This window comes from Ruminococcus sp. B05, from assembly GCF_003628495.1.
Taxonomy (GTDB): domain Bacteria; phylum Bacillota; class Clostridia; order Lachnospirales; family Lachnospiraceae; genus Schaedlerella; species Schaedlerella hominis.
In genome coordinates this window covers 81,382-105,661 of the sequence record NZ_RBZR01000003.1, presented here as the reverse complement: position 1 = coordinate 105,661, position 24,280 = coordinate 81,382, and the positions used below count along the sequence as shown (strand labels likewise).

20 protein-coding genes are annotated in these 24,280 nt (G+C 38.9%); 1 reads left to right on the top strand and 19 read right to left on the bottom strand.

What is annotated here, in order from left to right; translation table 11 throughout:
- Positions 1 to 45: 45 nt before the first annotated feature.
- The 14 genes from D8Q48_RS05000 to D8Q48_RS04935 form a co-directional block, all read right to left on the bottom strand.
- Positions 46 to 1,488: a D-alanyl-D-alanine carboxypeptidase family protein gene (locus tag D8Q48_RS05000; protein ID WP_243116234.1), complete on the bottom strand. Its 1,443-nt coding sequence runs from the start codon at positions 1,486 to 1,488 to the stop codon at positions 46 to 48.
- 28 nt (positions 1,489 to 1,516) lie between these two features.
- Positions 1,517 to 3,232 carry an extracellular solute-binding protein gene (locus tag D8Q48_RS04995; RefSeq protein ID WP_121055652.1) on the bottom strand — a complete coding sequence of 572 codons (1,716 nt, stop codon included), beginning with the start codon at positions 3,230 to 3,232 and terminating at the stop codon, positions 1,517 to 1,519.
- A 20-nt stretch (positions 3,233 to 3,252) separates the two neighbouring features.
- Positions 3,253 to 4,962, bottom strand: coding sequence for a sensor histidine kinase (locus D8Q48_RS04990; protein WP_243116233.1), 1,710 nt, complete (start codon positions 4,960 to 4,962; stop codon positions 3,253 to 3,255).
- Positions 4,934 to 6,478, bottom strand: coding sequence for a response regulator (locus tag D8Q48_RS04985; protein ID WP_121055649.1), 1,545 nt, complete (start codon positions 6,476 to 6,478; stop codon positions 4,934 to 4,936). The genes D8Q48_RS04990 and D8Q48_RS04985 overlap by 29 nt, the downstream gene beginning before the upstream one ends.
- A 124-nt stretch (positions 6,479 to 6,602) precedes the next feature.
- Positions 6,603 to 7,442 (bottom strand): carbohydrate ABC transporter permease, encoded by an 840-nt coding sequence (locus tag D8Q48_RS04980; protein WP_118687851.1) that lies wholly within the window; start codon positions 7,440 to 7,442, stop codon positions 6,603 to 6,605.
- Positions 7,442 to 8,284: a sugar ABC transporter permease gene (locus tag D8Q48_RS04975; protein ID WP_117991816.1), complete on the bottom strand. Its 843-nt coding sequence runs from the start codon at positions 8,282 to 8,284 to the stop codon at positions 7,442 to 7,444. The genes D8Q48_RS04980 and D8Q48_RS04975 overlap by 1 nt, the downstream gene beginning before the upstream one ends.
- Before the next feature lie 33 nt (positions 8,285 to 8,317).
- Entirely contained in the window at positions 8,318 to 9,661 is a 1,344-nt protein-coding gene (locus D8Q48_RS04970; RefSeq protein ID WP_118725201.1) for an ABC transporter substrate-binding protein, read from the bottom strand.
- Between the two features lie 226 nt (positions 9,662 to 9,887).
- Complete coding sequence (locus tag D8Q48_RS04965; RefSeq protein ID WP_121055647.1) at positions 9,888 to 13,700, bottom strand: penicillin-binding Tp47 domain C-containing protein; 3,813 nt, start codon at positions 13,698 to 13,700, stop codon at positions 9,888 to 9,890.
- Between the two features lie 110 nt (positions 13,701 to 13,810).
- A complete protein-coding gene (locus D8Q48_RS04960; protein WP_121055645.1) occupies positions 13,811 to 14,326 on the bottom strand; it encodes a Gx transporter family protein in 516 nt (171 codons plus the stop codon).
- A gap of 83 nt (positions 14,327 to 14,409) precedes the next feature.
- A complete protein-coding gene (locus tag D8Q48_RS04955) occupies positions 14,410 to 14,799 on the bottom strand; it encodes a NusG domain II-containing protein (RefSeq protein ID WP_121055643.1) in 390 nt (129 codons plus the stop codon).
- A gap of 1 nt (position 14,800) precedes the next feature.
- Positions 14,801 to 15,673, bottom strand: coding sequence for a 4Fe-4S binding protein (locus tag D8Q48_RS04950; protein WP_243116232.1), 873 nt, complete (start codon positions 15,671 to 15,673; stop codon positions 14,801 to 14,803).
- A gap of 1 nt (position 15,674) precedes the next feature.
- Positions 15,675 to 16,103 (bottom strand): FMN-binding protein, encoded by a 429-nt coding sequence (locus D8Q48_RS04945; protein ID WP_117991820.1) that lies wholly within the window; start codon positions 16,101 to 16,103, stop codon positions 15,675 to 15,677.
- A gap of 2 nt (positions 16,104 to 16,105) precedes the next feature.
- The gene (locus D8Q48_RS04940) at positions 16,106 to 17,872 is read right to left on the bottom strand and encodes an FMN-binding protein (protein ID WP_117991821.1); all 1,767 of its coding nucleotides are present in this window, start codon (positions 17,870 to 17,872) and stop codon (positions 16,106 to 16,108) included.
- An 18-nt stretch (positions 17,873 to 17,890) separates the two neighbouring features.
- Positions 17,891 to 18,964: an FAD:protein FMN transferase gene (locus tag D8Q48_RS04935; protein ID WP_118687845.1), complete on the bottom strand. Its 1,074-nt coding sequence runs from the start codon at positions 18,962 to 18,964 to the stop codon at positions 17,891 to 17,893.
- A gap of 301 nt (positions 18,965 to 19,265) precedes the next feature.
- Between D8Q48_RS04935 and D8Q48_RS04930 the strand changes: the two genes are divergently transcribed.
- Complete coding sequence (locus D8Q48_RS04930) at positions 19,266 to 20,717, top strand: sodium:solute symporter family protein (protein WP_121055641.1); 1,452 nt, start codon at positions 19,266 to 19,268, stop codon at positions 20,715 to 20,717.
- Between the two features lie 145 nt (positions 20,718 to 20,862).
- On the opposite strand, the gene D8Q48_RS04925 is transcribed toward D8Q48_RS04930, so the two are convergent.
- The 5 genes from D8Q48_RS04925 to D8Q48_RS04905 all read right to left on the bottom strand — a co-directional run bounded on the left by D8Q48_RS04925 (position 20,863) and on the right by D8Q48_RS04905 (position 23,961).
- Positions 20,863 to 21,522, bottom strand: coding sequence for an HAD family hydrolase (locus D8Q48_RS04925; protein WP_121055639.1), 660 nt, complete (start codon positions 21,520 to 21,522; stop codon positions 20,863 to 20,865).
- Complete coding sequence (locus tag D8Q48_RS04920) at positions 21,523 to 22,395, bottom strand: NAD(P)/FAD-dependent oxidoreductase (protein ID WP_121055637.1); 873 nt, start codon at positions 22,393 to 22,395, stop codon at positions 21,523 to 21,525.
- 156 nt (positions 22,396 to 22,551) lie between these two features.
- A complete protein-coding gene (locus D8Q48_RS04915) occupies positions 22,552 to 23,091 on the bottom strand; it encodes a DUF308 domain-containing protein (protein WP_243116231.1) in 540 nt (179 codons plus the stop codon).
- Positions 23,092 to 23,153: 62 nt separating this feature from the next.
- A complete protein-coding gene (locus D8Q48_RS04910) occupies positions 23,154 to 23,504 on the bottom strand; it encodes a hypothetical protein (protein ID WP_121055635.1) in 351 nt (116 codons plus the stop codon).
- Entirely contained in the window at positions 23,494 to 23,961 is a 468-nt protein-coding gene (locus D8Q48_RS04905; protein WP_121055634.1) for a hypothetical protein, read from the bottom strand. Before D8Q48_RS04905 ends, D8Q48_RS04910 begins: the two co-directional genes overlap by 11 nt.
- Positions 23,962 to 24,280: the final 319 nt, after the last annotated feature.

Sequence of the window (24,280 nt, the reverse complement as noted above, 5' to 3'; positions counted from 1 at the left end):
ATATGACACCACTCATACCTGCCCCTGATTATTTCTTTATTCGTTTTACCTTCTTCTTCGGTTCTTCCTTCTCTTCCTCTGAAGATGTAGCCAAATTGGTAAAAACACAAACAATATTGCTACTGTAATGCCTCCCATTACAATCAATGGCAGGTACCCTTTCCATGAAATTTCCTCGTCTTTTGATGCTCCTGTCTGGGTCGATTTCTTCGAATCCTTTTTCTCTGTCACCGCTGCACTCTGTTTTGCTTTGTAAATATCACTTACCTTAACTTCTGCTTTTCCTACAATATTTCCCTGGTAAGTATATACTGCTGTTGCCATATCGGCATTATTAACATCACTGTCCGACAACTGAATTTCACAGTCCACATTTGTAAAATCAACTGCTTCCGGCAAGACTACATAGGCGTTATTATCTGCAAAACTTTCAATATCCTCCGACTTTGATAGTTCGGACAACATAACTTTCCGAAAATTTCCAAATCCATCCTCAAATATATTTCTTGTATCTTCATATGCATCCACGCCATAATCCCCTAGCACAACCACTGCCAGTCTCATATTTCCATTATCTGACATCGTCACAAGCGTTGTCTTTGCCTGGTCTGTATATCCTGTTTTTCCGGCCTTTGCATATGGATAATAATAATAGTTTTCCGGCCAGAGCATCTTATGGTTCTGATCCAGAATACGTTCTTCCTCTACCAGATTTGTCTTGCCCAGTTTATACTCCAAGGTCTGCTCGATTCTCTGGAAATCTTCTTTCTGATAGACCGCTGATGCAATCAGTGCCATATCGTAAGCCGTTGTATAATGATTTTCGTCATGAAGACCATTTGCATTAACCCAGTGCGAATTTTTACATCCAAGCTCCTGTGCACGTTCATTCATTAATTCAATAAATCCATCATACCCTATGCCAAGATTTTCCCCGACATTCTTTGCAACAGCATAAGAAACTTCATTTGCTGATGCCAGTAACACCCCATAAAGTGCCTCTTCGAGCGTAATCTCTTCTCCGACACGCATTCCGATATTTGCATCATCCCACTCTAAAAAATTTAAACATTCATCTGTAAATGTAATCTTGTCTGTCAGATTTGCATTTTCCAATGCAACTAATACAGTAAGCAGTTTTGTAATACTTGCAGGATATCGTTTTTCATCTATCTGTTTTCCGTAAAGGACTGCACCGCTATCAATATCCATGACAATTGCTGATGCCGCATATACATTCGGCCCTGTCGGCCAGTTTTCCAAGGCATTTGTATCTACCGGTGTGTCATAGGATGCCTGTTTTTTTGCAGCCTCCTCGGCTGCGATCTGCCCTTTTGTCTTCTCTTCCGGATTCGCATCTGCGGCTTCTTCTGTTGCCTCTGGATTATTTCCTTCCTCCGCATACACCATTTGCATTGGCTTAGATAATAATAATGCTGTCGTGATTATTCCTATCCCAATTTTTTTCAATATTACTTTTCCCTTCATTTCCCACTCCTGTTAAATCTGAGAACTTTTATTTATTCTTTTCATCATATCCTTTTTGTACTTCTTGAGTCAATTTGTCCCCTCCAGAACTATACCATTCCTGAACAAATTCGTCAAAATACGAGAGTGGCTTTTCTCCACAGACAATCTGTAAAAATGTTGCCTGTTCCAGTTCCTGCAATGACTGCGGAATTTCTCCATCTGCATCTCCCATAGACAATGGCTGGTTTCCTCGTCCTGATTCTGATTTTGCCAACAGAGGTACTGCCTGCATACGGGATGCATAAGATGCCCAGGCAGTTGCTGTCGTCAAATATCCTTTCATATAAGATTTACACGTCTGATAATATGCCTTTTCAATCCCTGTCAGGCTGTTTACTTTTATGGTTCCATCCAAAGCCTGTTGTATATGCTCTGTTGTTCGATATAGGGCATCCCAATAATCTACATTTATATTCATCGGTCTGGCTGTCGGGTCTACATTTAACGAGAAATAATCATTAATCTCAGATGCATTCCGGTCTTGATACCTTGTATAATCAAATAATACACTTATACATTTTCCTACAATTTCCGGATGTTCATATCCTTTTCTCACCACCACATACTGCCAGTCTTTATAAGATTCCAAAGTTTGTAACTGTTTCTTATTTGTCAGCAAATAAGGCTTCCATACAGCGGATTCATTTGCCCGGCTTGTACTGCTCAACGGGTTATTCGGTGCCCACCATTTTCCAAAAACAGCCCCGCAAGTACCATCTGCAATCATTTGATCCAGATTTTCTGTCTTTCTAAGAAGAAACCTCGAGTCAATTATTCCGTTTTCGTATAGTTCATGTAAATATGCCAACGCATCTTTTGTCTGACTTGTCACAGAACCGTATACCACACTTCCATCGTCCTGTAAAATCCATTTGCCCGGCATGGAACCCATTTCTATGAAAATCGGATCCACACCATAAGTTGAACTGCTCTCTGATATCATTTCTGTACTACATGCAATTCCGATTGTTTTATGACCTCCTGCCATATCGTGTTCTACAAACTGACGAATGATCTCCATCCCCTCATCCATTGTTTTCGGTTCTGCCAGTCCCAGTTCTTCCATCCAGTCACTTCTGAGCCATAAAAGCATTGAGCCATGATCGATCACCGTATCTGGAAATGCGTATAACTTCCCGTCAAATGTAGCTGAATCCAGGACACTTGTTCCGTAACTGGCATACATTTCCTTAATTCGGTCTGTTGCACATTCTTCGTACACAGAAGACAAATCTTCTATCATCCCCCGTTCTACCAGTTCTTTTAACGTATCCAAACCCTTTACAACAAGAACATCCGGAATTTCTTTATCCTGTATTGCCATTTCCACAGCCTGTTCATAGGTCGTTCCATCTTCCAGTTCAAAAACATCCCGGTTTTGAATATTCAGCAGCTTTTTTAAATATCTTGTGTATGCATTATCCTCGTAAGTATCTCCCAACGGAAGGTTTGCATTTTTTGCCCCGGCTATTTTCCCAAGCGTATATGTAATCGTCTCCGGATATGCTCCATATGCAGAATGTTCTGCTCGCTCAAGAACTCTCTCTTTTAATTTTTTCTCCTTTTGAACTGCTGACACCTCCAGACAGTTTCCTCCTACTAAGGTGATACACAATACCATGCATCCTGCAATTGCTTTGATTCTTTGTTTAATCGGGAATCGTTTTCTCGCTGTTTTTTTATTGTATCTATGGTATTTCATTATATTCTTCCCTTCTCATCCTAAATTCTGTCTTCGTATTCCTTTTCCTGTTTTTCCGGAATCCGAATTTCTACCATAGTTCCTCTTCCTTCTTCGCTCACAATTCTCATTTCTCCATTTTCTTTATATAGCAGTTTAATTCTTTCATACACATTATGAACGCCATATCCAGGAGACTGAATTCCCAGTATTTGTTCTGCTTTTTCCTGCGGCATTCCATTTCCATTATCCTGAACCTGGAATACAACCTGATTTTCTTCCTTTCGTACACGAATCGTAAGAACTTTTTCTTCTTTTTCAAGAGGATCAAGTCCATGATCTATCGCATTTTCTACAAGGGGCTGTAAAATCAATTTTGGTGTCATTATCTGATAACAGCTTTCATCAATCTCCTCTTCAACCCGGAAACTATTATCATGCATGATTAATTGAATATTCAAATATGCCCTGATATTTCGGATTTCATTTTCAACAGTTGTCATTGTCTCACCACGATTCAAACTGGTTCGATAATATGTAGACAAATCCAACGTCACCTTACTGATCTCATCCTCTTCTGCCTCTATTGCTTTCCAGTTAATAATAGACAGTGAATTATACAAAAAATGTGGATTGATCTGCGCCTGCAACGCTCTCATCTCCGTATGCTGAAGCTCGATTTTAGCCTCATACACTTCCGATATTAATTTATTTAATTCTTCCATCATTCGTTTGAAAGAACGGATTAGCGTTCCGACCTCATCTTTAGAATCACTGTCCACTGTTACTTTACGAAATCCACGATGGACCTGATTCATATTCTCTGTCAATCGTTCCAGGCAAGAAACCAATCGTTTTGAAAATGCATACCCTAAAACAATCAGTAAAACGATACATAATAATATAATCGGAATATTACGCAAAACAAGTATATATGCTGACTTTGTAATAATTTCTTCAGGACGATACAAATAAAAATACCATCCCATACTTTCCATCTCACGCCCCATGCATACATAGTTCTTTTGTAAATACTCCAACGACTCCGGAGATTTTGGTCTATATGCTTCATCCATAGAATAACCGGAATATATCACTTTTCCAGCTTCATCAAGAATAATCCCTCCTGCATTATTCTTCAATAACGAAGTAAATGGCTCGAGCATCGCCGAATAGTCCAGATTCATCGCAAGCACTGCTGTGATATCATCATTATCATAAAATTTTCTTGCTGCAACAATCTCCTTATCAGCACCTCGTTGCACAAACCATTCAAGTATTGAACTGTCAGTTAAATGTTTGGCCCACTCTTTTCCTTTTATTTCTTCCATCGGAATAAGTGATGAACCATGTGCCACATCAATATTCCCTGAATAAATTGTTATTCCCTGAATTTCCTTGTGATATACCTGTGGCATTTCCAACAACGGATCTACTATATTTTTATACTGAACATACTTTTCGTAATCACTCTCTCCAGTCTGACTTAAAACATTTCTCAGGTTCTGAGAATATGACAAATAATTAATCAGATTCTCATATATCTGAGTCTGTCCTTCCAGCGTATCAACCGCCTGATTCAATGAACTCTGCATACTGCCTGTTTCCTGCTCTCTAAGAGATTTCAGAATTCCAATCTGCATATATATGACACTAATCACTACCGGAAGTATTCCCGCCAGTACAATTATAAGTGTAGTCTTATAACGATATTTTAAGTCTTTATACTTCTGCTTCAGTTTCCTTATCATCCATCTCTCCTTTTCGACATGACTCAGGTGTACTTCCAAAGAATTCTCTAAAACTTCGACAGAAATATGATGTATTTGAAAATCCTACTTCTCTTGCAATCTGTGTAATCTTCTTTGTCGAATTTTCCAACAACTCTTTTGCCTTGTTCATTCGCACCTCTCGTATAAATCGATTCAGGTTCATCCCCGTCGCTTCTTTAAAAATCGCACTTAAATATCCAGCCGACAAGTATACCTTTTCTGACAGTATCTCAACATTCAATTCTTTTTCATAATTGTGGTAAATATAACTCTTAACTTCTGTGATTTCACTTCGGAACCCTTCATTTTGTTCTTGTAAATAATTCTCCAGCTCCTGTATCGCAGTGGATGTGATGGAACGCACATCCTGTATTGTCTTACAATGATATAATTGATCTACTTTTTTTGATAATCTTTTTTCTTCCGATGAAGACATTGCTTCATAAACTTCCTTTAAAATGCTTGAAAAAACAAATTTTGCGTACATTTCCGAATAAGGTTTATCTGTCGTATATTTCTGCTCCAACCGATGGAAATCCTGCCATAAATGTGTAATATCTTTGAACTTAATATCCTCTGAAATATTATTTAATATCTCTGAGTCTTCAACAATAACATCTTCTGTTGACTCCACCTTTTTTCCATGTACAAATATATGTTGCTTCGGCTGATAAAATTTTTCTTCCAGCAACTGTTCTAACTGCTGAAATTCCTCTGGCATTTCTTGAATACCGCTTACTTCCCTGCTTACCGCAAAATAGCAGTTTGTATCATAGTGCTGTTGAAAAAAATGATTTAATTGATTTGCCAGTTCTTCATAATCTGTATATTTTTCTCTGAATAAAAATAGTGACTCATTTGAATTCAGATTCAGGTAAAAAAAGTCTCTTTTTAACTTTTCTTTTAAGCTTTCAACAAAATGTTCTTCCTCTGTTTCAAAGAAATGATTGGTACTGCTCGCTATTATCATTCTGATATATGGATTCTTCTCATCTGTCATTTCCTGTGCATACGCCTGGACCTGTTGGTAATCTTCAACATTTCCTTTGTAAAGATAATTTTGAAGAAAATATTTTTTCAGATAATCCCCCTGTCTTGTCTGTTTTTCTTCATCTTCAATCCTGCTTTGGATTTTTCCTTGCACACGTTCAAATGTCTTGTGAAATTCTTTCGGATTGACAGGCTTTAGCACATAATCAACCACCCCATAACGCAAAGCATCTCTTGCATAAGTAAAATCGTTATACCCGCTGAAAATAATAATCTCCAGATCTGGATATAACTCTCTCGCTTTTTCTGTAAGCTCAAGCCCATTCATATATGGCATTTTAATATCAGAAAACAGAATATCCACTTTCCGATCCATCAAAATCCCCAGTGCCACTTTTCCATTTTCAGCTTCCAGAATTTCACACTCTGCCCCTTCTCTTTTCAACAATAATTTTATTCCGTTGCGTTCCAGTTTTTCATCATCTGCAATTAATATTGTAACCATACCCACTATTCCTTTTTAACGTCCGAAAACAGCAGTATTTCTTATTCCCAAAAAAATACTGCTGTTATCATATAATAAAGTTTCTCTCTTTTATTTTAGTTTATCCATCTTCTTTTTACAAGGTTTAACCTTTAACTGCTCCTGCAACAACACCTTCGATAATGTATTTCTGACAGAATAAATAGAAGATAATAATTGGAACGATTGCGAGTACCAAAGTACCCATCATAGCTCCCATATCAACTGAACCATATCCACCTTTCAGATACTGAACAGCCATCGGAACTGTTTTATATTTTCTTGCATCCAGCACAAGTGATGGAAGCAGATAGTCATTCCAAATCCACATTGCCTGCAAAATTGTGATTGTCACACAAGTAGGTTTTGTAATTGGAAGTACAATTTTAAAGAATGTCTGGATTGGTGTGCAGCCATCAATCATAGCTGCTTCTTCAATTTCAAGCGGAATCGATTTCATGAATCCGGTAAACATAAATACCGACAATCCGGCTCCAAATCCCAGATAAATAATAATGATTCCCCAAGGATTTCCAAGCTTTAACATATTTGCAATTTTTGACAATGTATACATTTCCATCTGGAATGGTACTACCATTGCAAATAAGCACATTACATAAATTGCTTTTGTAACCTTTGTATGTACTCTGCTGATATACCATGCACACATAGAACAGCAAAGAATAATCACTGCCACCGAACCGATTGTGATAAACAAGCTCCATCCAAATGCCTGAATGAGACCTGTCTTCTCAATTCCTCGTGTATAGTTCTCCAGTCCGACAAACATTTTGTCAGTTGGAATTTTAAATGGAAATTTACTAATATATGCTTTCTTCTTAAAAGAGTTAATAAATACAAGTGCTATCGGATAAAGGTATGCCAGACTAATGATTGTGAAAATGATGGTCAACAGCCATCCGTGTTTTGCTTTTCTTGTTCCCATTACTGCTGCACCTCCTTCGAAGTTGTCATCTTATTCTGAATGAGTGCAATAAGGCCTACAATAATGAAGAATACAACTGCTTTTGCCTGTCCAACACCTTCATATCCTGTTCTTCCATAGAATGTATTGTAAATGTTCAGTGCAAGCATTTCTGACATTTTTGACGGAGCACCATTTGTCAGTGCCAGGTTCTGGTCAAACAGTTTAAATCCATTTGTCAAAGTTAAAAATGTACAAATTGTGATAGATGGCATTACCATCGGAATTGTTACACTTTTTAATATCTGACTTGGACTTGCCCCATCAATTTTTGCAGCCTCGATCAATTCTCCCGGGATATTCTGAATACCGGATACATAAATGATCATCATATAACCTATCTGCTGCCAGCACATCAGAATGACTAATCCCCAAAATCCATACACTGAAGAATATGTCAATGTTTTTCCAACAATTGCCAGAATACCATTTAACAGAAGCTGCCAGATATAACCAAGTACGATACCACCGATTAAGTTCGGCATGAAAAATACTGTTCTGAAAATATTTGTTCCTTTAATTCCCTTGGTCAATAACAATGCTACCGCAAATGCAATCACATTGATCAAAAGCACTGTCACAATTGTAAATAGTGCCGTATACCATGTGGCATGGAAAAATGTTGAGTCTTCTAAAATTTTCGTATAGTTTTTAAATCCCATAAATTTTGCATCCGTCACGGTTGTGAATTTACAAAAGGATAAATAGATTCCCAAAAGAAATGGTGCTATAAATCCAATTGTAAATGCAACCAATGTCGGGAGTACAAAAACCGGAAAATATTTTTTTATTGCTTTTTCCATAATTTTCTACTGCTCATTTTCTAATATTACTACCTATTCGTTTGCTGCTGCATATTCTGTTGCCCAGCCATCTACGAATGCTTTCTGTACTGCATCCCACTGTCCTGTTCCCTGTGCATACTCAAGAAGTGCGCTTCCAAGGTCGTTTTTCCACTGTTCTGATGGCATTGTTGTGAAGTTCCAGCTTACAGGTGTTTTTCCTGCTTTTGTATATTCGCTGTTTGCTTCTACGAGTGGATTAGCTGGAAGATACTCATCAAATGTTGTAAATGGTGTTACAAATCCCATTTCATTTGCTATAGCATCTCTTCCTTCATCACTTTCTACTACCCACTGTAAGAAATCAAGTGTTGCCTGGATATCTTCTTCAGATGCGTTTTTATTTACACACCAGTAGTTCTCAGATCCTGTACAAAGTCCCTGATCTTCTTCTCCGTCTACACCAATGTAGATTGGAAGCATTCCAAGATCCTCGTCAGCTACTTCATTATCTTTGATATCATTGTAAGCCCATGTACCATTCTGATAGAATACTGCTTCACCAAGTGCGAACTCAGATGCTGCATCATCACCTGTCTTAGATGAGATCATGCTTGGATCGCAAGTAGAATCTTTCAGATACAGATCCCAAATCTGTTTGTAATTATCAAGGTAAGTTCCTTTGATTGCATCTGTTGATGAAATTCCTTCATCTTTGTATTCATAGTAAATTGGAAGGTTTGCAAGATGAGTTTTGAATCTCCAGTCAGAAGAAGAATCCATACCTGCTGATGTAAATGCTCCTTCTACTCCAAGGTCATCTTTATGTGCCTGGATTCCATCTGCAACTTTCTTCAATGCATCGAAGTTATTCAGATCATCAATTGATGTAATCTCTGCATCTGGTAACTCGAAATATTTATTCAATAATGCTTTGTTGTAAATCAGACCATATGTCTCGATTACGTATGCAATACCTTTTACTTCATCACCATCTTTAAGTGCATAATCATCGCTCTGGAGGTCTTTGTAAATTGCACTGTCTGATAAGTCATAGCAGTAATCTTTCCATGTAGCCAGTCCAACCGGTCCATTTACCTGGAACAGTGTAGGAGCTTCGTCTTTTGCCATCTCTGATTTTAACTGTGACTCATATGTTCCAGAAGCTGCTGTCTGTACATCTACCTGTACACCTGTCTCTTCTGTATATTTCTCTGCCAGGTCTACCCACTGATCTGCCTGCTCTGGTTTGAAATTCAAATAATAAACTTTTCCTTTTGCATCGCCTTTTGCACTTTTTGAACCTTCGTCGCTACTTCCTGTGCTTCCGCATCCTGCGACCATTCCACCAACCATTGCTGTACAAAGAAGCATAGCAATTATTTTTTTCTTTTTCATAGTTCTTGTCCTCCTTTTTATCGCTTTCAATTTGATAATTACATTATAAAAAAAACTACACTTTTAAGATATGATAAAAATTCCAGAAACATGTTCAATTTCCATGAAAATAATAAAAAAAACAGACAGGGACGGGGTTTGGTGGCCTTTCGCTCGCGAAAGAGCCACCAAACCCCGTCCCTATCTGGCACCTATCTGGCATGAATGAGTAGTAATAACTACACTCTTATTTGCGTTTTCTTCTCTTCCATGTCACTCCGCCGACACCTGCACCAAGTGAAGATACCGCAAGACCTAACCAACCAAGCACACTTGTTACATCTCCTGTTTTCGTTCCACTCGCTTTTGTTGTAGTTCCTGTAGTGCCTGTTTTATTAGTTGTATTGTTTGTCTTATTTGTTGTCTGTGTTGTCTGAGCAGACTTCTTAACCAATCCTTTGATCGCATTATTCAATGTATTTGCTGCATCATCTACCTTTGTCTGGCTTTCTTTTGCTTCTAATGCATTCTTAGCATTTGTAAGTGCACTCTGCAGTGCTTTCCAGCTATCTGCTGTATAATCTGCTTCTTTTAATGCTTCTGCATCAGAGATTGCTTTTGCCAATGATGAAGTATCAATTTCTGCTGGCTGCTCTGCTTTTACAAGTGCCGCTTTTGCTGCATCTAATGTTGCTTTTGCCTGATCTACTGCTTCTTGACTTTCTTTTGCTTCTGCTACACTTCTTGCATTTGCAAGCGCCGCCTGATATGCTTTCCAGCTATCTGCTGTGTAGTCTGCTTCTTTTAATCCGTCTGCCTCTGCAATAGATGCTTCCAGAGCTGATGTATCTACTACTGAAGGGGCTGGAGTTTCGCCGGCTACTTTATATGTAAATGTAAGCGGTGTTGTATATCCTGTTGCTGTTACTGTAATCTGGAACTCTTTTCCTGCTTCAGCATCCTTGAATGGTGCAGCATCTGTCTTAATTTTTCCATCCTTATCAATAATCTGTACAGCGCCTCTTCCACTTGCTTTATAATCTGTTCCATCTACATTTACAGATGAAATATTTCCGATATACGCACTTAACGCATCTGCCTCAAAGCCTTCTGCCTCTACAAGTTTCTTATTTTCTGTATCATAAGCTGCTGGCATATCTGCTGTTGTAAGAAGGAATGATGTTGCAATATCCGCATATTTACCATTTTTGTCTTTTACAGTAAGTGTATATTTTCCCGGATCAACTGAAGCTGCTTTTCTGCCTGTTGTAGCCTTCTTATATGTCAGTACATTACCTTCTACTGTGACATCCAATCCATCTACAATATACTCTGGATCAAAATCATCCTGAAGATTCAAGTCTATTGTTGTCTTACCTGCTGAAATATCAGCATCTGCAACTTTAACTGCATCCTCTGCTTTTGCAAATTTTACTGGAACATAAATATCTTCAATATCGATTGTATACACACCATTTGTTGTGTAATATTCAATACTATCGATGGTCTTGCCCATCATGGATTTATAATGTTCTGAAGATGTCGGGCAACCATGTACTGCATCTGTGTATCCTGTGCTCCATGCAAGCTCGTTTCCTCTCCAGATATTTTCAAGATGACGCATACCATATGCTGTTCCATCAGTTGTTTTTACAACAACCGCATTTACATTGGAAGATGTGATTTCATCTTTCGGAAGTCCATCGAGATTAAGCTGATAATCACCATAAGAAGACTGTGTTAATAATTCTGCTGTAACTCCTGTCAGAGCTTTTGCTTCCTGTCCTTTTACCTCACTGAATACAAGATTGCCATTTTCATCAAGTGAAACTTCTTTGTAGTTTGCAGGAGTCTCTGTTAATGGATAATAAGCATATGTTTCATTCTGGAATAACGTATCTTTTCCTTCCAGCGTTGTTGTAGATGTTTGTCCACGATTGGTTACTGTGATTTCTACCTTATCTGTATCTTTTACTTCTTTATATTTTGTAAGATCTACAGAAGAATCCACTTTTACTGCATATGTAATACCATCAATCTTTGAACCATCTTCATTTGCATGATAAGAACCGCCTGCAAGTCCTGTTGTACGTGTTTTATTCAATGTAGCTGAAGTAAATGCATCAACTTTTACATCATTATTTGTTGTCTCTGCTTTGTAAAATTCATCATACGGAATGTTCATCAGAACGTAGGTAGCTTTTTCAAGATTATTGATAGCATCTGTCAAATGTTTTATCTGCTCTTTTACCTCTGATTCTGTTGGTTTATCTTTTGTAAGCAGATCCTTTGATTCCTTGAGTTCTGTCTGCAGATTACTCCAACTGCTTGCTGTGTAATCCGTCTCTTTCAGCCCCTCTGCCTCTGTTACTTTTGCCTGCAATTGTGCTTTTTCTTCTTCTGTTGCGTCCTGCTCTTTTGCAACAATATTATCCGCTGTTGCATGGAATTCATAAGTATAATCTTCATATCCAAGTGCACGTACCGTCAGTTTCCAGTATCCTGTTCCGTCTGTTCCTTCCGGTAACTGGCATCGGATGGAATCTGTCAGTCCAAGCTGGATTCCCATTGATTTGTGCATCCAGTTATCCGCTGCGAATTTTGTTCCATATGTGCCAATTGCTGTTGTATATGTGCTGTCATTTCCATAATATGTCCATGTTACTGCCTGCATATTAGAACCAAGATCACCATAATTTCCATTGAGGTCTACTCTCAGAAATTCTCCATATGATCCACTTGCTGTTTTTACTTCTGGCTTAATTCCAGTTGCTGTTTTTAATGCCTGATCTTTAATTCCGGATTCTGTTCCTTCATTTTTTCTAGCAGAGAATGTGAATGTATTTCCATCCGCAGATTTTTCTGCTTCTTTCAAGCCATAGGTATTTTCTGTTACATTTGCTGTTACTGAATATGACTTCAAGTTATTTTCAGCATATCCTCCTGAAAGTGTTCCACCATTTTCTACAACTGCATAGTTTTCTTTTAATGTAGAAAGATCTGCTGTCTTTACTTTTACCGGTACATATTTAAGTCCTGTAACATCATAGTGATCTAATGTAATCCCATTAATTTTTGCAGGTTCTCCTGTCTTTCTGTCTGACGGTGTAAATACAGCCTTGCTTCCATCTGTCAATACAATTTCTGTCGATGAATTCCAGTTTGAAATAGCATAACTGTTTCCTTCTGTATCATATATTGTTGCTGCGCACTGGAAACTTCCTCTGTGAAGTCCATGGTTTGTCGTTGCTCTTGTTACTGTATCGAATGCACCTTTATCATACTCACCATGTGAATCCTGTACGTCAGATGATGTTGTATTTCCTGCCTGATATATTCCTTCATTTGCCCAATACTCTGCCCATGTCATTCCTACGTAAACATATGAATATTCATTCTCAACCGCTGCCTCTGTTTTTTTCAGTGCTCCAATTGCATCATTCAATGATTTTGCTGCCTGATTCACAGCCTCCTGGCTTTCTTTTGCTGCCAGTACACTCTGTGCTGTTGTCAAAGCTGCTTGCATTGCCTGCCAGCTATCTGCTGTATAATCTGACTGATTTAATGCGGTTGCGCTTGCAATTGCCTGTTCCAGTGCTGATGCGTCTATAGCTGTAGCTACTTCGGCACTCTGAATCGCTTCTAGTGCTGCTGCTTTTACAGCCTCCGAAGTGCGTGTTGCACTGCCTACTGTATCCCAGGATTTAATGGTGTCTTCTGTTGCCGCCTGACCTACTAACTTTGTTTTTATTCCTTTTGACTTGTCATATGCCTTTGAAAAATAACTTGCACTTTCTCCAGCATTATATCCATCGAGGGGTTCTACCACAATGTCTGAAAATTTTCCATTTTCTACTGTCAATTTAACCTGAACATCATATTCTGTCCACTCATTCTCATCATCTGGATTGTTCACAACATGTTTTGTGCTCGTATACACCCCATCCTTTGCAACCTGGCTTCCTGTCGCAGCAAATACCGTAGACGGGCACATTCCTGCAACCATTGACATTGCGACTGCCATTGTCATTGCTTTTGTTGTTATGTTTTTCTTTTTCATAGGTTCCTCCTTTTAAAAAGATATTATTGATAAAATTTATTATTAAGTTAGTTTTTGCTAACCTATAATCATTAAATAAAGAATGTGAATTCACACATTCTTACGCTAATTTAAATTGTTTCCAATGATTTTACCGCTTCCTTTTTTACAACCGGAAGCAATTTCTTACTTAATATTCCAATCAAAAATCCTGTTACAGTTCCTGCAATCAAAAGTGCCGGAAGATAATACACCAGTTTTATATTCTCAACAACAATCAATGCAACGATCAGTTGCCCGATATTGTGTGTGATTCCTCCTGCTATACTGATTCCCACTTCCGAAAATACTTTTGTCTTTTTCAAAAGTTCCATGACCAGAACACTTAGTATTCCACCTGCGAGACTGTATATGATCGACATTCCATTTCCAAAAAGGAATCCAATTAAAAGCACCCGCATTATTACTACCAGCAGTACTTCCGGAAGTGCCAGAAAATAAATTCCGGTCACGGTAACCAGATTGGCAACTCCAAGCTTCATCCCCGGCACTCCAAAGTTGATTGGAATCAGGCTTTCCACATAACTGAATATCATTGCAACTGCAACAAGCATTGCCATATTTGCAATCTTTTTATTTCGATTCATTCTCTTCGTTTTCCTTTCCAATCGTATCTGTTTTGTACATTCTATGCGTTATCCAAAGAACTACTGGCCAGTAATTCTTTTATTTATTTTGATATGGTATCCGGTAACTGTTCCGATGCACTGTCATTCTCCAGCCCCTCTGCATCCAACACTTCCACAACCAGTTTATGCGGCAGACAGACAATCGTCTGTGTACGTCCACTGATTTTTCCTTGTTCTTCGCAATATCCATCCGGACAATTTGCTTCTTCCATATATGCCTTTCCGTCCTGAATGCGAATACAATTGTAGAAATCCTTCTCTTTTACTTCAATCACCTGATCTTTTGCAAGAGAATAGGTCCCATATACGTTTCCATCAACTGTAATCTGTATCTGATTACCCTCTTCTCCTCTGGTTAAATGCATGACCAGAAATAAAAGAAGCGCGGCGATGAGAATACCACCACCAAGTATGACATCATTTTTCTTCATCCTACACTCCTGACCAGATTAATATCACAGCAAGTAACAAAGCTCTAAAAAGTGTGAACCAGATTTCATTTCCTTTGAGGCTTTGAATTCCGGTATGGATATTTCCTTTCGGACAAGTATCGATGCACTTCTGACATTGGAAACAATCTCCTTCCACTCTCGGCGAACCATCCTCCGGAAGTCCAATTCCAGACGGACATTTCTTTGTACAGGCTTTACATCCCTTAATACAGTTTTCACGAGTACGATGCAATGCAAAAAATGGTAACACCGGAAGTAATGAAAATACTGCTCCCATCGGGCACAAATTTCTACAGAAAAACCGCTCTTCCAGACACATTCCCACAAGAATTACAATTAATATAACCAAACCGACAATATAACCGCCCAACTTAAAGTTCCCAGCCCTTATCATAGAAAATACATCCCATGGGCTTGTTCCCTTCGCTTTTCCATACACACCTGCAAAGCACAATAATACGATTAAAGTAAGTACTGCATATTTCAACTTGTCAAGCCATCCTGCCCATTCATCAGAAATCTGAAGCGGCTTCTTTTTTAACCTCTTGCAAATATATTTGTACAAAGCATATACTGCATCTCCCAAAGTTCCAAATGCACACGCAAATCCACAGAAAAATCTGCCAAACAATATCGTATATACACAGACTACAACAAGAACCGTTACAAACGAAGTGAGTTCAATTTGTTCACCTGCACCAATCTGTGTAAATATGTATTTCACTCCGGCAAATGCCGCAGTATACACGGAAGGAATAAAAAGAAAGTACAGAAGCTGAATTGCCGCTCTTATCCATGTATGTATTTTTTTCAATTGCTTTGCTGACATAGATTGTAGTTCTAACCTTTTCATCTTACTTCACCGCCTTTTCTAAAGCTTCCTGTGAAGCATTCTTAATTCCAGTTGAGCTAAATGTCGCTCCACTAATCGTATCTACATCTGCACTCTGTGCTTCTATAATTTCCGGAATGATATCTTTTGCCATAGAAAGATATGCTCCATCTTCCTTTTCTGCACTTGTAATATCAATTCCTGCGATTTTTCCTTTTTCTATCTTTACTTCAACCGCAACAGGTCCTCCAAAACCTTCTGCCTCGCCCTGATAGGTGCCATCTTTATATTTTGCACTGTCTTCGTCTTCTGAAACTTTAGTTTCTGTTACCTTCGCCTGCAATTTGGCAATTTCTTCATCCTTTGCTCTTGCATCCAATACAGAATTATATCCCATCAGAATTCCAACAACAGCAACCAGGCTTACCACTCTGATCCAAAACTCTCTCATCTTTATTCTGCCTCCGTCTTTTCCGGACGTTTTGCTTCTTCCAGAGCTTTTTCACATCCTGCTATGATTGCATCAGAAGAACAAGTCGCACCAGATACCGCATCGATATCTTTCGGCAATCCTTTATTTATGATTTTCGAAACAATTCCTTCTTTTGTTGAAGTACCATTTGCCGCCTTTTTGATATAACTGTTATTTGAAGATGAACCATCTCCATAAATATCTGTAATCGCCACAATTTTATCATCACGAATCGTTACATTCATCGTCAGATTATATGCATCAAAATCTCCATCTTCATCCGGTTCACATGGTACCATCACTGTATAAGTGCCGTTGATATAGATACTGCTGTCATCATCTTCCGAATCTTTTTTCTCCAGTAATATAACCGCCTGATTCAGATTGTCCAGTGCTTTATCAATCGCTGCCTGCTCCTTTGCTTCCATTGCTTCCTCAGCTTCCTGCAATCGAATCTTCAGAACTGCCCAGGTTGCATCTGTGTATTCTGCCTCATCCAACTGTTTTGCATTTTCAATCGCATCTGCTAGTTTCGATGTATCGATCTTTTCTTCTGTCGACTCTCCATTCGTCACTTTTTCAGCCTGTTTTAATGCATTTTTAATGGCATTTATCAGCCCCTTGGAACTATATGTCGCACCGGATACGGTATCTACATCTGTGTTCTGTTTTTTTATGACATTTTTCACAACATCCATTGCTCGATTGAAAAAGCTCTCATCATCCGACGTATCTGTAATCAAAATCGCCTTGATCGTATGCTCCTGAATAACAACTGCAACCCTGACATCTCCACTATATCCTTCCGCTGTTCCATAATAAATTCCTTCTTTATACGGAACCGTTCCAGTAATTACATCTGTCGCCTGATCACTCTTTTCTGACTGATTTGTATTGCTGTTTGAACTGCTGTTATCCGAACCACTAACCGCTGCCTGACTAAGCGCATCGCGTACTGCCTGAATAATTCCAACTGAACTGTACGTTGCTCCGGACACTGTATCAACATTTGTGCTCTGACTGGAAATAATTGCGTTGATAATAGATGATGCCTTGGAAATATACTCACTTCCATCATTATTTTCCAGTATCTGAATCGCAGCAATTTTCCCTCCGCTGATGTCCACCTGCACCTTCAAAGTTCCGCCAAAACCTGTACCGGTTCCATAATACGTTCCGTCTTTATATGCCGATGCGTCTTCTACCTGCGCCACGGACGTTGCGCTTCCTGCTGCGGCAGTTCCGCCCGATTGTGACTTTCCAGTTTCACCACTGTCCTTTTCCCCTGTCAATGCATTTTTCACCGCACTGATAATTCCGTTTGAACTAAATGTTGCTCCAGACACCGTATCAACATCTAACGTCTGGCCTTCTATGATTCGGTCAATTACTGCCTTTGCACGATTGAAAAATGCCGCATCATCTGATGTACTCAAAATATCGATTGCTACAATCTGTTTGTCCTTTATCTGGACAGACACTGTGATGTCTCCTGCATATCCTGTTCCAGTTCCCTTGTAAACACCATCTGCCAGATCAAAACTCCCCTTCGCTGCATTCGTTTTTTCTTTGTTATCCGTTGTTACATTTTTCCCTTTATTACCCACCGCTTCTGCTTTCGATTCTTGTGCGGCATAGACCGGTGCCTCATATCCGCTCAAAGAACCGGCCACACAGGCAGTAACCAACGCAACAGAAAGAGCCGGTGCAAATGATTTTATTTTCTTTCCCTTATCTTTTATATCCATTTTCCTTCTCCTTCACTTTTATCGCTTGACAATTTCCACATTCAATTCCGTTGAGAAATCGTCCCCAATTCCTTCCGTTACATAAAGTGTTCCATCCTTTGTCAGCATAATGGTGTCAAACTCATCACTATGTGCTTTCCAGAATTCTATCGCTTTCTCTTTTCCCATGATAAAAAGAGAAGTAGACAATCCATCTGCCAATGTTCCGTCTTCACTTACAATCGTGACAGACGTCAATCCATTTTCCGCAGGATATCCGGTTTTCGGATCAATAATATGATGATACGTCTTACCATCCTGTTCAAAATATCGCTCATATCCACCCGATGTGATAACCGCTTTATCCTGCACACTCAGGATTCCAAGATAATCTTCTGTGTCATCCGGGCTTTGCACTGCGACGCGCCATTTACTGCCATCTGTTTTTGTTCCAAGTGCCTGCACATTACCGCCAAGGTTTACCAGACCACTGGAAATATTATTTTCCTTGAAAATATTCATAATCCGGGATGACGTGTATCCTTTCGCGATTCCCCCGAGATCAATTTTCATGCCTTCCTGACCAAAAGAAATTTTCCGGCTGTCTTCGTTATATGTAATCTTTGACGCATCTGTAAGCTGCATCAGTGATTTTAATGTATCTTCCGTTGGAACCTGATAGTTCTGCGTTGGGAATCCCCAGGCTTCCATGATCGGATAAATCGCAATGTCAAATGCACCATCTGTTTCTTTATTCAACTCTAATGCACGTTCTACCAGATAGCCTGCATCTTCAGATAACGTAGCACTTCCTGTTTGATTTAATTTTGCAATCTCACTCTCTTCATTTCCTGTGGAGAGCAGTTCATCCAATCTCTGAATCTCTTTTTCAGCCTCATCAACTGCCTCTTGTGCCTGATCTCCATATGCCGTTACCGTCATATATGTATCCATTGCAAATATATCTTTCGACGCTTCTTCATCTGATACAGATTTTTCTTCTGTCTGAACGCTTTTTGTTTCTGCTGTCGTAGTCTGTTTTGTATTACTACATCCGCTTAACATCAGTGATGTACTAAGACAGACACATGCTAATACCATTTTAAGTTTCATTATACTCACCTTTGTTGCCTTAATCTAACATTTTATACTATATTGGATATATCAGAAAAAAGTCAATCCAAAACTTCATAATCGAGAAACATTCTCATTTAGAGTGCCGGATAGGGACGGGGGTTGTGTGGCTCTTTCGCGAGCGAAAGAGCCACCAAACCCCGTCCCTATCCGGCACTAAACTCCGTCCCTATCTGGCACAATTTATATTTATATGTTATAATACAGAAAGACAAGGGTGTCAGGGTTCGTGGGAGTCTGATACCTTTTTGTTATAATGAGAAAAGAGGAGGGATTGCATATGCAGTCAAATATTATTGTAACCAGCGTTGTTGTTGTATATCTTCTGGTAATGTTGTTGATTGGTTATTTATCATCCAAGAAAATTGAATCCAACACAGACTTTGTTGTTGCCGGAAGACGTTTAGGACCACTTCTGATGGCCGGTACTCTCGCCGCAACAGAAATCGGCGGTGGAAGCTCTCTCGGTGTTGTTCAGCAGGGTATGGAAAGCCATGGCTTAAGTGCTGCATGGTACATCATCACTATGGGATTTGCCTTTGTTATTTTAACATTCCTGGCACCAAAATTCCGCGCTGCCATGGTTAAAACTGTTCCTGAGTATTTCCGTCGCCGTTATGGAAAGCCATCTGGAATCATTACTTCATTAATTATGTTTGTACCATTAATCGGACTGACAGCCGGACAGTTTATTGCTTCTTCTGTTATCTTATCTACAATGCTGAACATGAACTACAAGACAGCTGTTCTGATCGTAGGTATTGTTGTAACAATTTATGCCATCATGGGTGGTCTCTGGAGCGTAACTCTTACAGACTTCGTTCAGGTATTTCTGATCGTAGTTGGTATGATCATCGCATTGCCATTCGGCATGAATCTTGCCGGTGGCTGGAATAACGTTGTTGCAAATGTTCCGGCTGAAACATTTGATATCTTTAAAGGATATAATGTAATGGATGTTATCAGCTTAACAATTATGTACGTTGCTACATTTACTGTTGGACAGGAGGCTGTATCCAGATACTATGCCGCAAGAGATGGTAAAGCTGCAAGACAGGGTTCTATCCTTGCAGCAATCGTAAACTTTATTTACGCATTTGTTCCTACTATTATGGGAATCATCGTTCTTGCTTTGATTAACATGGGTAAATTTAATGCAGCTGATTTCCAGGATATCGGTGCCCGTTACGCACTTCCTGTATTAGCTATGGAAGCTATGCCTGCTCTTATCTGCGGTTTATTATTTGCAGGTGTCATCTCTGCTACAATGTCAAGTGCTGACTCAGACCTTCTTGGTGCGGGTGCTATTTTTGCAAATGATATTTACAAAATCGTAATCAAACCTGAAGCTTCCGACAAAGAAGTTATGATCGTTACTCGTGTCACAATGGCAGCTGTTGGTGTTGGTGCCACATTGATCGCATTGTTTAATACATCAAGCATCGTGTCTATCTTGATGTTTGCATTTACTCTGCGTGCCGCTGGTGCTTTCTTCCCATATATTCTCGGACATTATTGGAAAGGTGCTTCTCCAGCTGGTACTATTGCATCATTAATTGCAGGTACTATCGTAGTTGTTTACCTTGAGCATATTTCCGGTGGAAACTTATTCGGTCTTCACTTCAACCAGCCAATCGTACCTGGCTTAGTTGCTGCATTAATCGCATTTTTAATTTTCTCACTGGTTATGCCACCAAAAGAGAAAACAACCGAACTTCCTGCAGAAGAATAATTATTAAATACATATTGGAGCCCCACGATCCAATAAACAGTTTTCTTTAAACGAAAAACATGGAGAGTTATCCACAACCAGTTGGATTCTCTCCATGTTTTTTCACATTTTATTTTGTTATCCACACATATTACTGTGAATATTTTTATTCCATCTCACAAAATGTTTCTTCCAGATCTTTCACCGTATCAACAATATATGTTGCCCCTGCTTCTTCTAATTCTTCTCTTGAGCCAAAGCCATATAAAACACCCATACTGTCAACGCCCATCTTCTTTGCACCATTCACATCATACTTACGGTCCCCAACCATAAGCACCTGCGATTTATCTGTGATATTGCATTCTTCAAATGCATGCTCGATTACTGCAGCCTTAGAACCATTGCGTTCATCCATCCCTGCTCCTGCCACATAATCAAAATATTGTGTAAGATGAAAATAGTCCATTATTCTTCTTGCAAATAACTCCGGTTTTGAAGTTGCAACAAGTACCTTTTTTCCTTTTTTCTTCAATACCTTCAGCACATCTTCAAAACCTTCATAAACCTTGTTTTCAAAGATCCCTTTATCTTTATAATACACTCTGTACTGGGCTACTGCTTTTATTGCTTCATCCTCCGAAAATCCATACATTTCCTGCAGAGGTTCTACCAACGGAGGACCTATAAACTGACACAGTTTATCCATATCATTTTCTTCAATACCATACTGTTTCAACATATATTTTACAGAATTGGTAATACCCTCTGACGAATCTGTTATCGTTCCATCCAGATCAAATAATATTACTTCATATGATTTCATCTATTTCACCTTTTTCGCTTTATTTTTTGCCAAATATTCAACCGCAGATAGTGCTGCCACGTTTCCCTGACCTGCCGCCTTAATATACTGATATGGCATTCCTGTTATATCTCCACACGCATAGCATCCGGAAATACTTGTTTCCATTTTCAAATTTACTTTCACATGTACCCCGTCCAGTTCTACTCCGCTCAGCAACTGCTCCGGTGAAATGCTTTCACGTAAAACAAAAATCCCGTCTACAATCCATTCTCCTTTATTTGTCTGCAAGCCCTCTACTAAATCCGGACCAAATATTTTCTTCGGCACTTCCCTGACGATTTCAATATTTTCAGAAAGCTGCGGCTCGTCTTTATACATTGGGAAATAATACACCTTATCCACAACTTCTGCAAGAAATTCTGCCTCGGCTTCTTCTCTCTTACTATAACCGATTACTGCAACCTTTTTTCCTCTATAGAGCATTGCATCACACGTAGCACAATAACTCACGCCACGCCCCAGAAATTCTTTTTCTCCTTCCAACATCTTACCTGTCACAACACCTGTCGCCAGAATAACTGTATCTGCTTCATAGATTTCACCCGATGCCTGGATTCCAAAATAGTCTCCCATGTTATAGATTGCATTTACCCTTGCATCTGTGACGGAAATATTCATTGCTTCTAAATGCTTTTGATAGGCTTTAACAAGCCCTTCTCCACTTATTTCCGGTAAGCCCAAATAATTCTGTATCAAATGTGCTTTCTGCACTTTTTCGCTCAGATTTGCCGGTCCCAACAGCAACACTTTTTTATTACGGACTGTGGCTGTAATTGCAGCAGATAATCCTGCTGGACCGGTTCCGATAATTGCAATATCATATCTCTCCATTTGCTTATCTCCTCTCGTATAATTTTTTAATTTATCGTTTTGATCAAATCATCTCGCAGTATTTTTTTATTATAACGAAAATGATGATGCCATACAAGGGAGATGGCATCATCATTTTTATATTCTCTTTTCAGTTGTTACTATTCTATTATCTTTTTATTCCTCACTCGCTTTTCCAAAATTCACAGCAAGTACGATCATATTAACTCCCTGCATCAAAACAGAAAATGCAATCATATATCCAACTGAGAACATCGTCAATATTGGATGTGTAAAAGTAATAATACTTACAATAATCGATAATACACCACAGATAATCGCCAGAATTCCTTTTCCTTTAGAATCTTTAAACTTCTTCACTCCGGCTACAATCTGGAAAATACCATAAATCAGTACGCTGCCTCCAACCAAATAAGTTGCCATGATATCGGTCAGGAATCTTTGTACGCCACTAAATAATAAAATAATACCGCCAAGTCCTTCCAGAACTCCAAGAATACATGCTCCAATATCTTTCTTCTCTTTAGACAATGAAAGTATCACAAGTTCAATACCATTCACTAAGAGAAGCATTCCAAGAATCCATCCGATTGCTAAAAATGTTCTCATAGGTCGAACTACTGCATAAAAACCTAACAGCACTGTCAGGATTCCCGTGATCATTGTGATAATTTTAATTGTTTTATTCTCCTTCATTTTTGCCGCCCCTTTCGCTTCTGCATTTCTTTTGTTTTGTCTATAATAACACAAATTTTTATTTACTTGTTACCTTTTTTATATTTTATTCCACATCCAAATACAAGCATTGAGAATATCACTATCGTAATCCACATTGTAGCTTTGCTCTCATCTCCTGTTTTCGCATTTGTTGTTCTTTTATCTTGCAAATGTTCCTCTTCTTCGGGATGGTTCTCCTTCTCATTTTCAGAACTTCCTGTCACATACGCTTTTACGCTGGTACTTCCCGCATAAGTCACATGATCTGTTGTCTCCTGAGCCAGAGATTTGCCCGGAACTGATAAAGTACAAATACATACAAGAACGAGCGACATAAAAAATTTTCTAAGCAAGCTTTTTCTTGTATTATTCCACTCTTTTTTAATTTGCATATATATCTACAATCTTGGTATAGAACTTAAGCGTACCGGTGTACTGTCCACCCCAGACAGAAAGATCTTTATTATATAACTGGTTACGGTTCAGTCTTAATTGGTCAGTTGCTTCTTGACCTGCTGCCGGTTTCAGCTCTTGTGATTCGAACAGTTTCGTTCCGTCTTCCAGTTTCAATACAATTACAAAAATGCAATCATTATCTGCCGGATTACCAATGCTTACTGTCTGCTCCTTTGTATTTGCCTTCATTACCATACTTGTATATCCCGGAATCAGGATTCCTTTTTCCTGGGAAGGTTCTTCCTCCTCGATATCCACATCCCAGGCTACTACTTCTGCAGACGAATTTCCGGTTTTCTGATTCTTTTGATTCATAACATACCAGGTAATTCCTGCGGCCGCTATCACAGCCGCAATCAGAATTCCTATTATTATCTTTGTCTTCTTTTTCATCTTATTTTTTGCTTTCTTTTTTCTCCAGTAAATAACTCCACCTGCTACAATACCTGCCGCAACAGCAATACCAAACAGAAGAAGGCTTGTTACTTATGCGGATGTAGCATTAAACGGCAATAAACATATCCTGCATGATTATAGTCCGGAAATCGACAAGACTCTGACCATCTACTGTTTTCAACCTGCTCCGGGGTATTGTGCATGTGTGTTGATTCCATCTTAATTTTCTGCTATTTGGCGCATGCGATTACAAAACTATTTTTCTGTAATCAAAGAGGCTGTGATTTCAAAATGTGTTCTTTACATCTTGAAATCA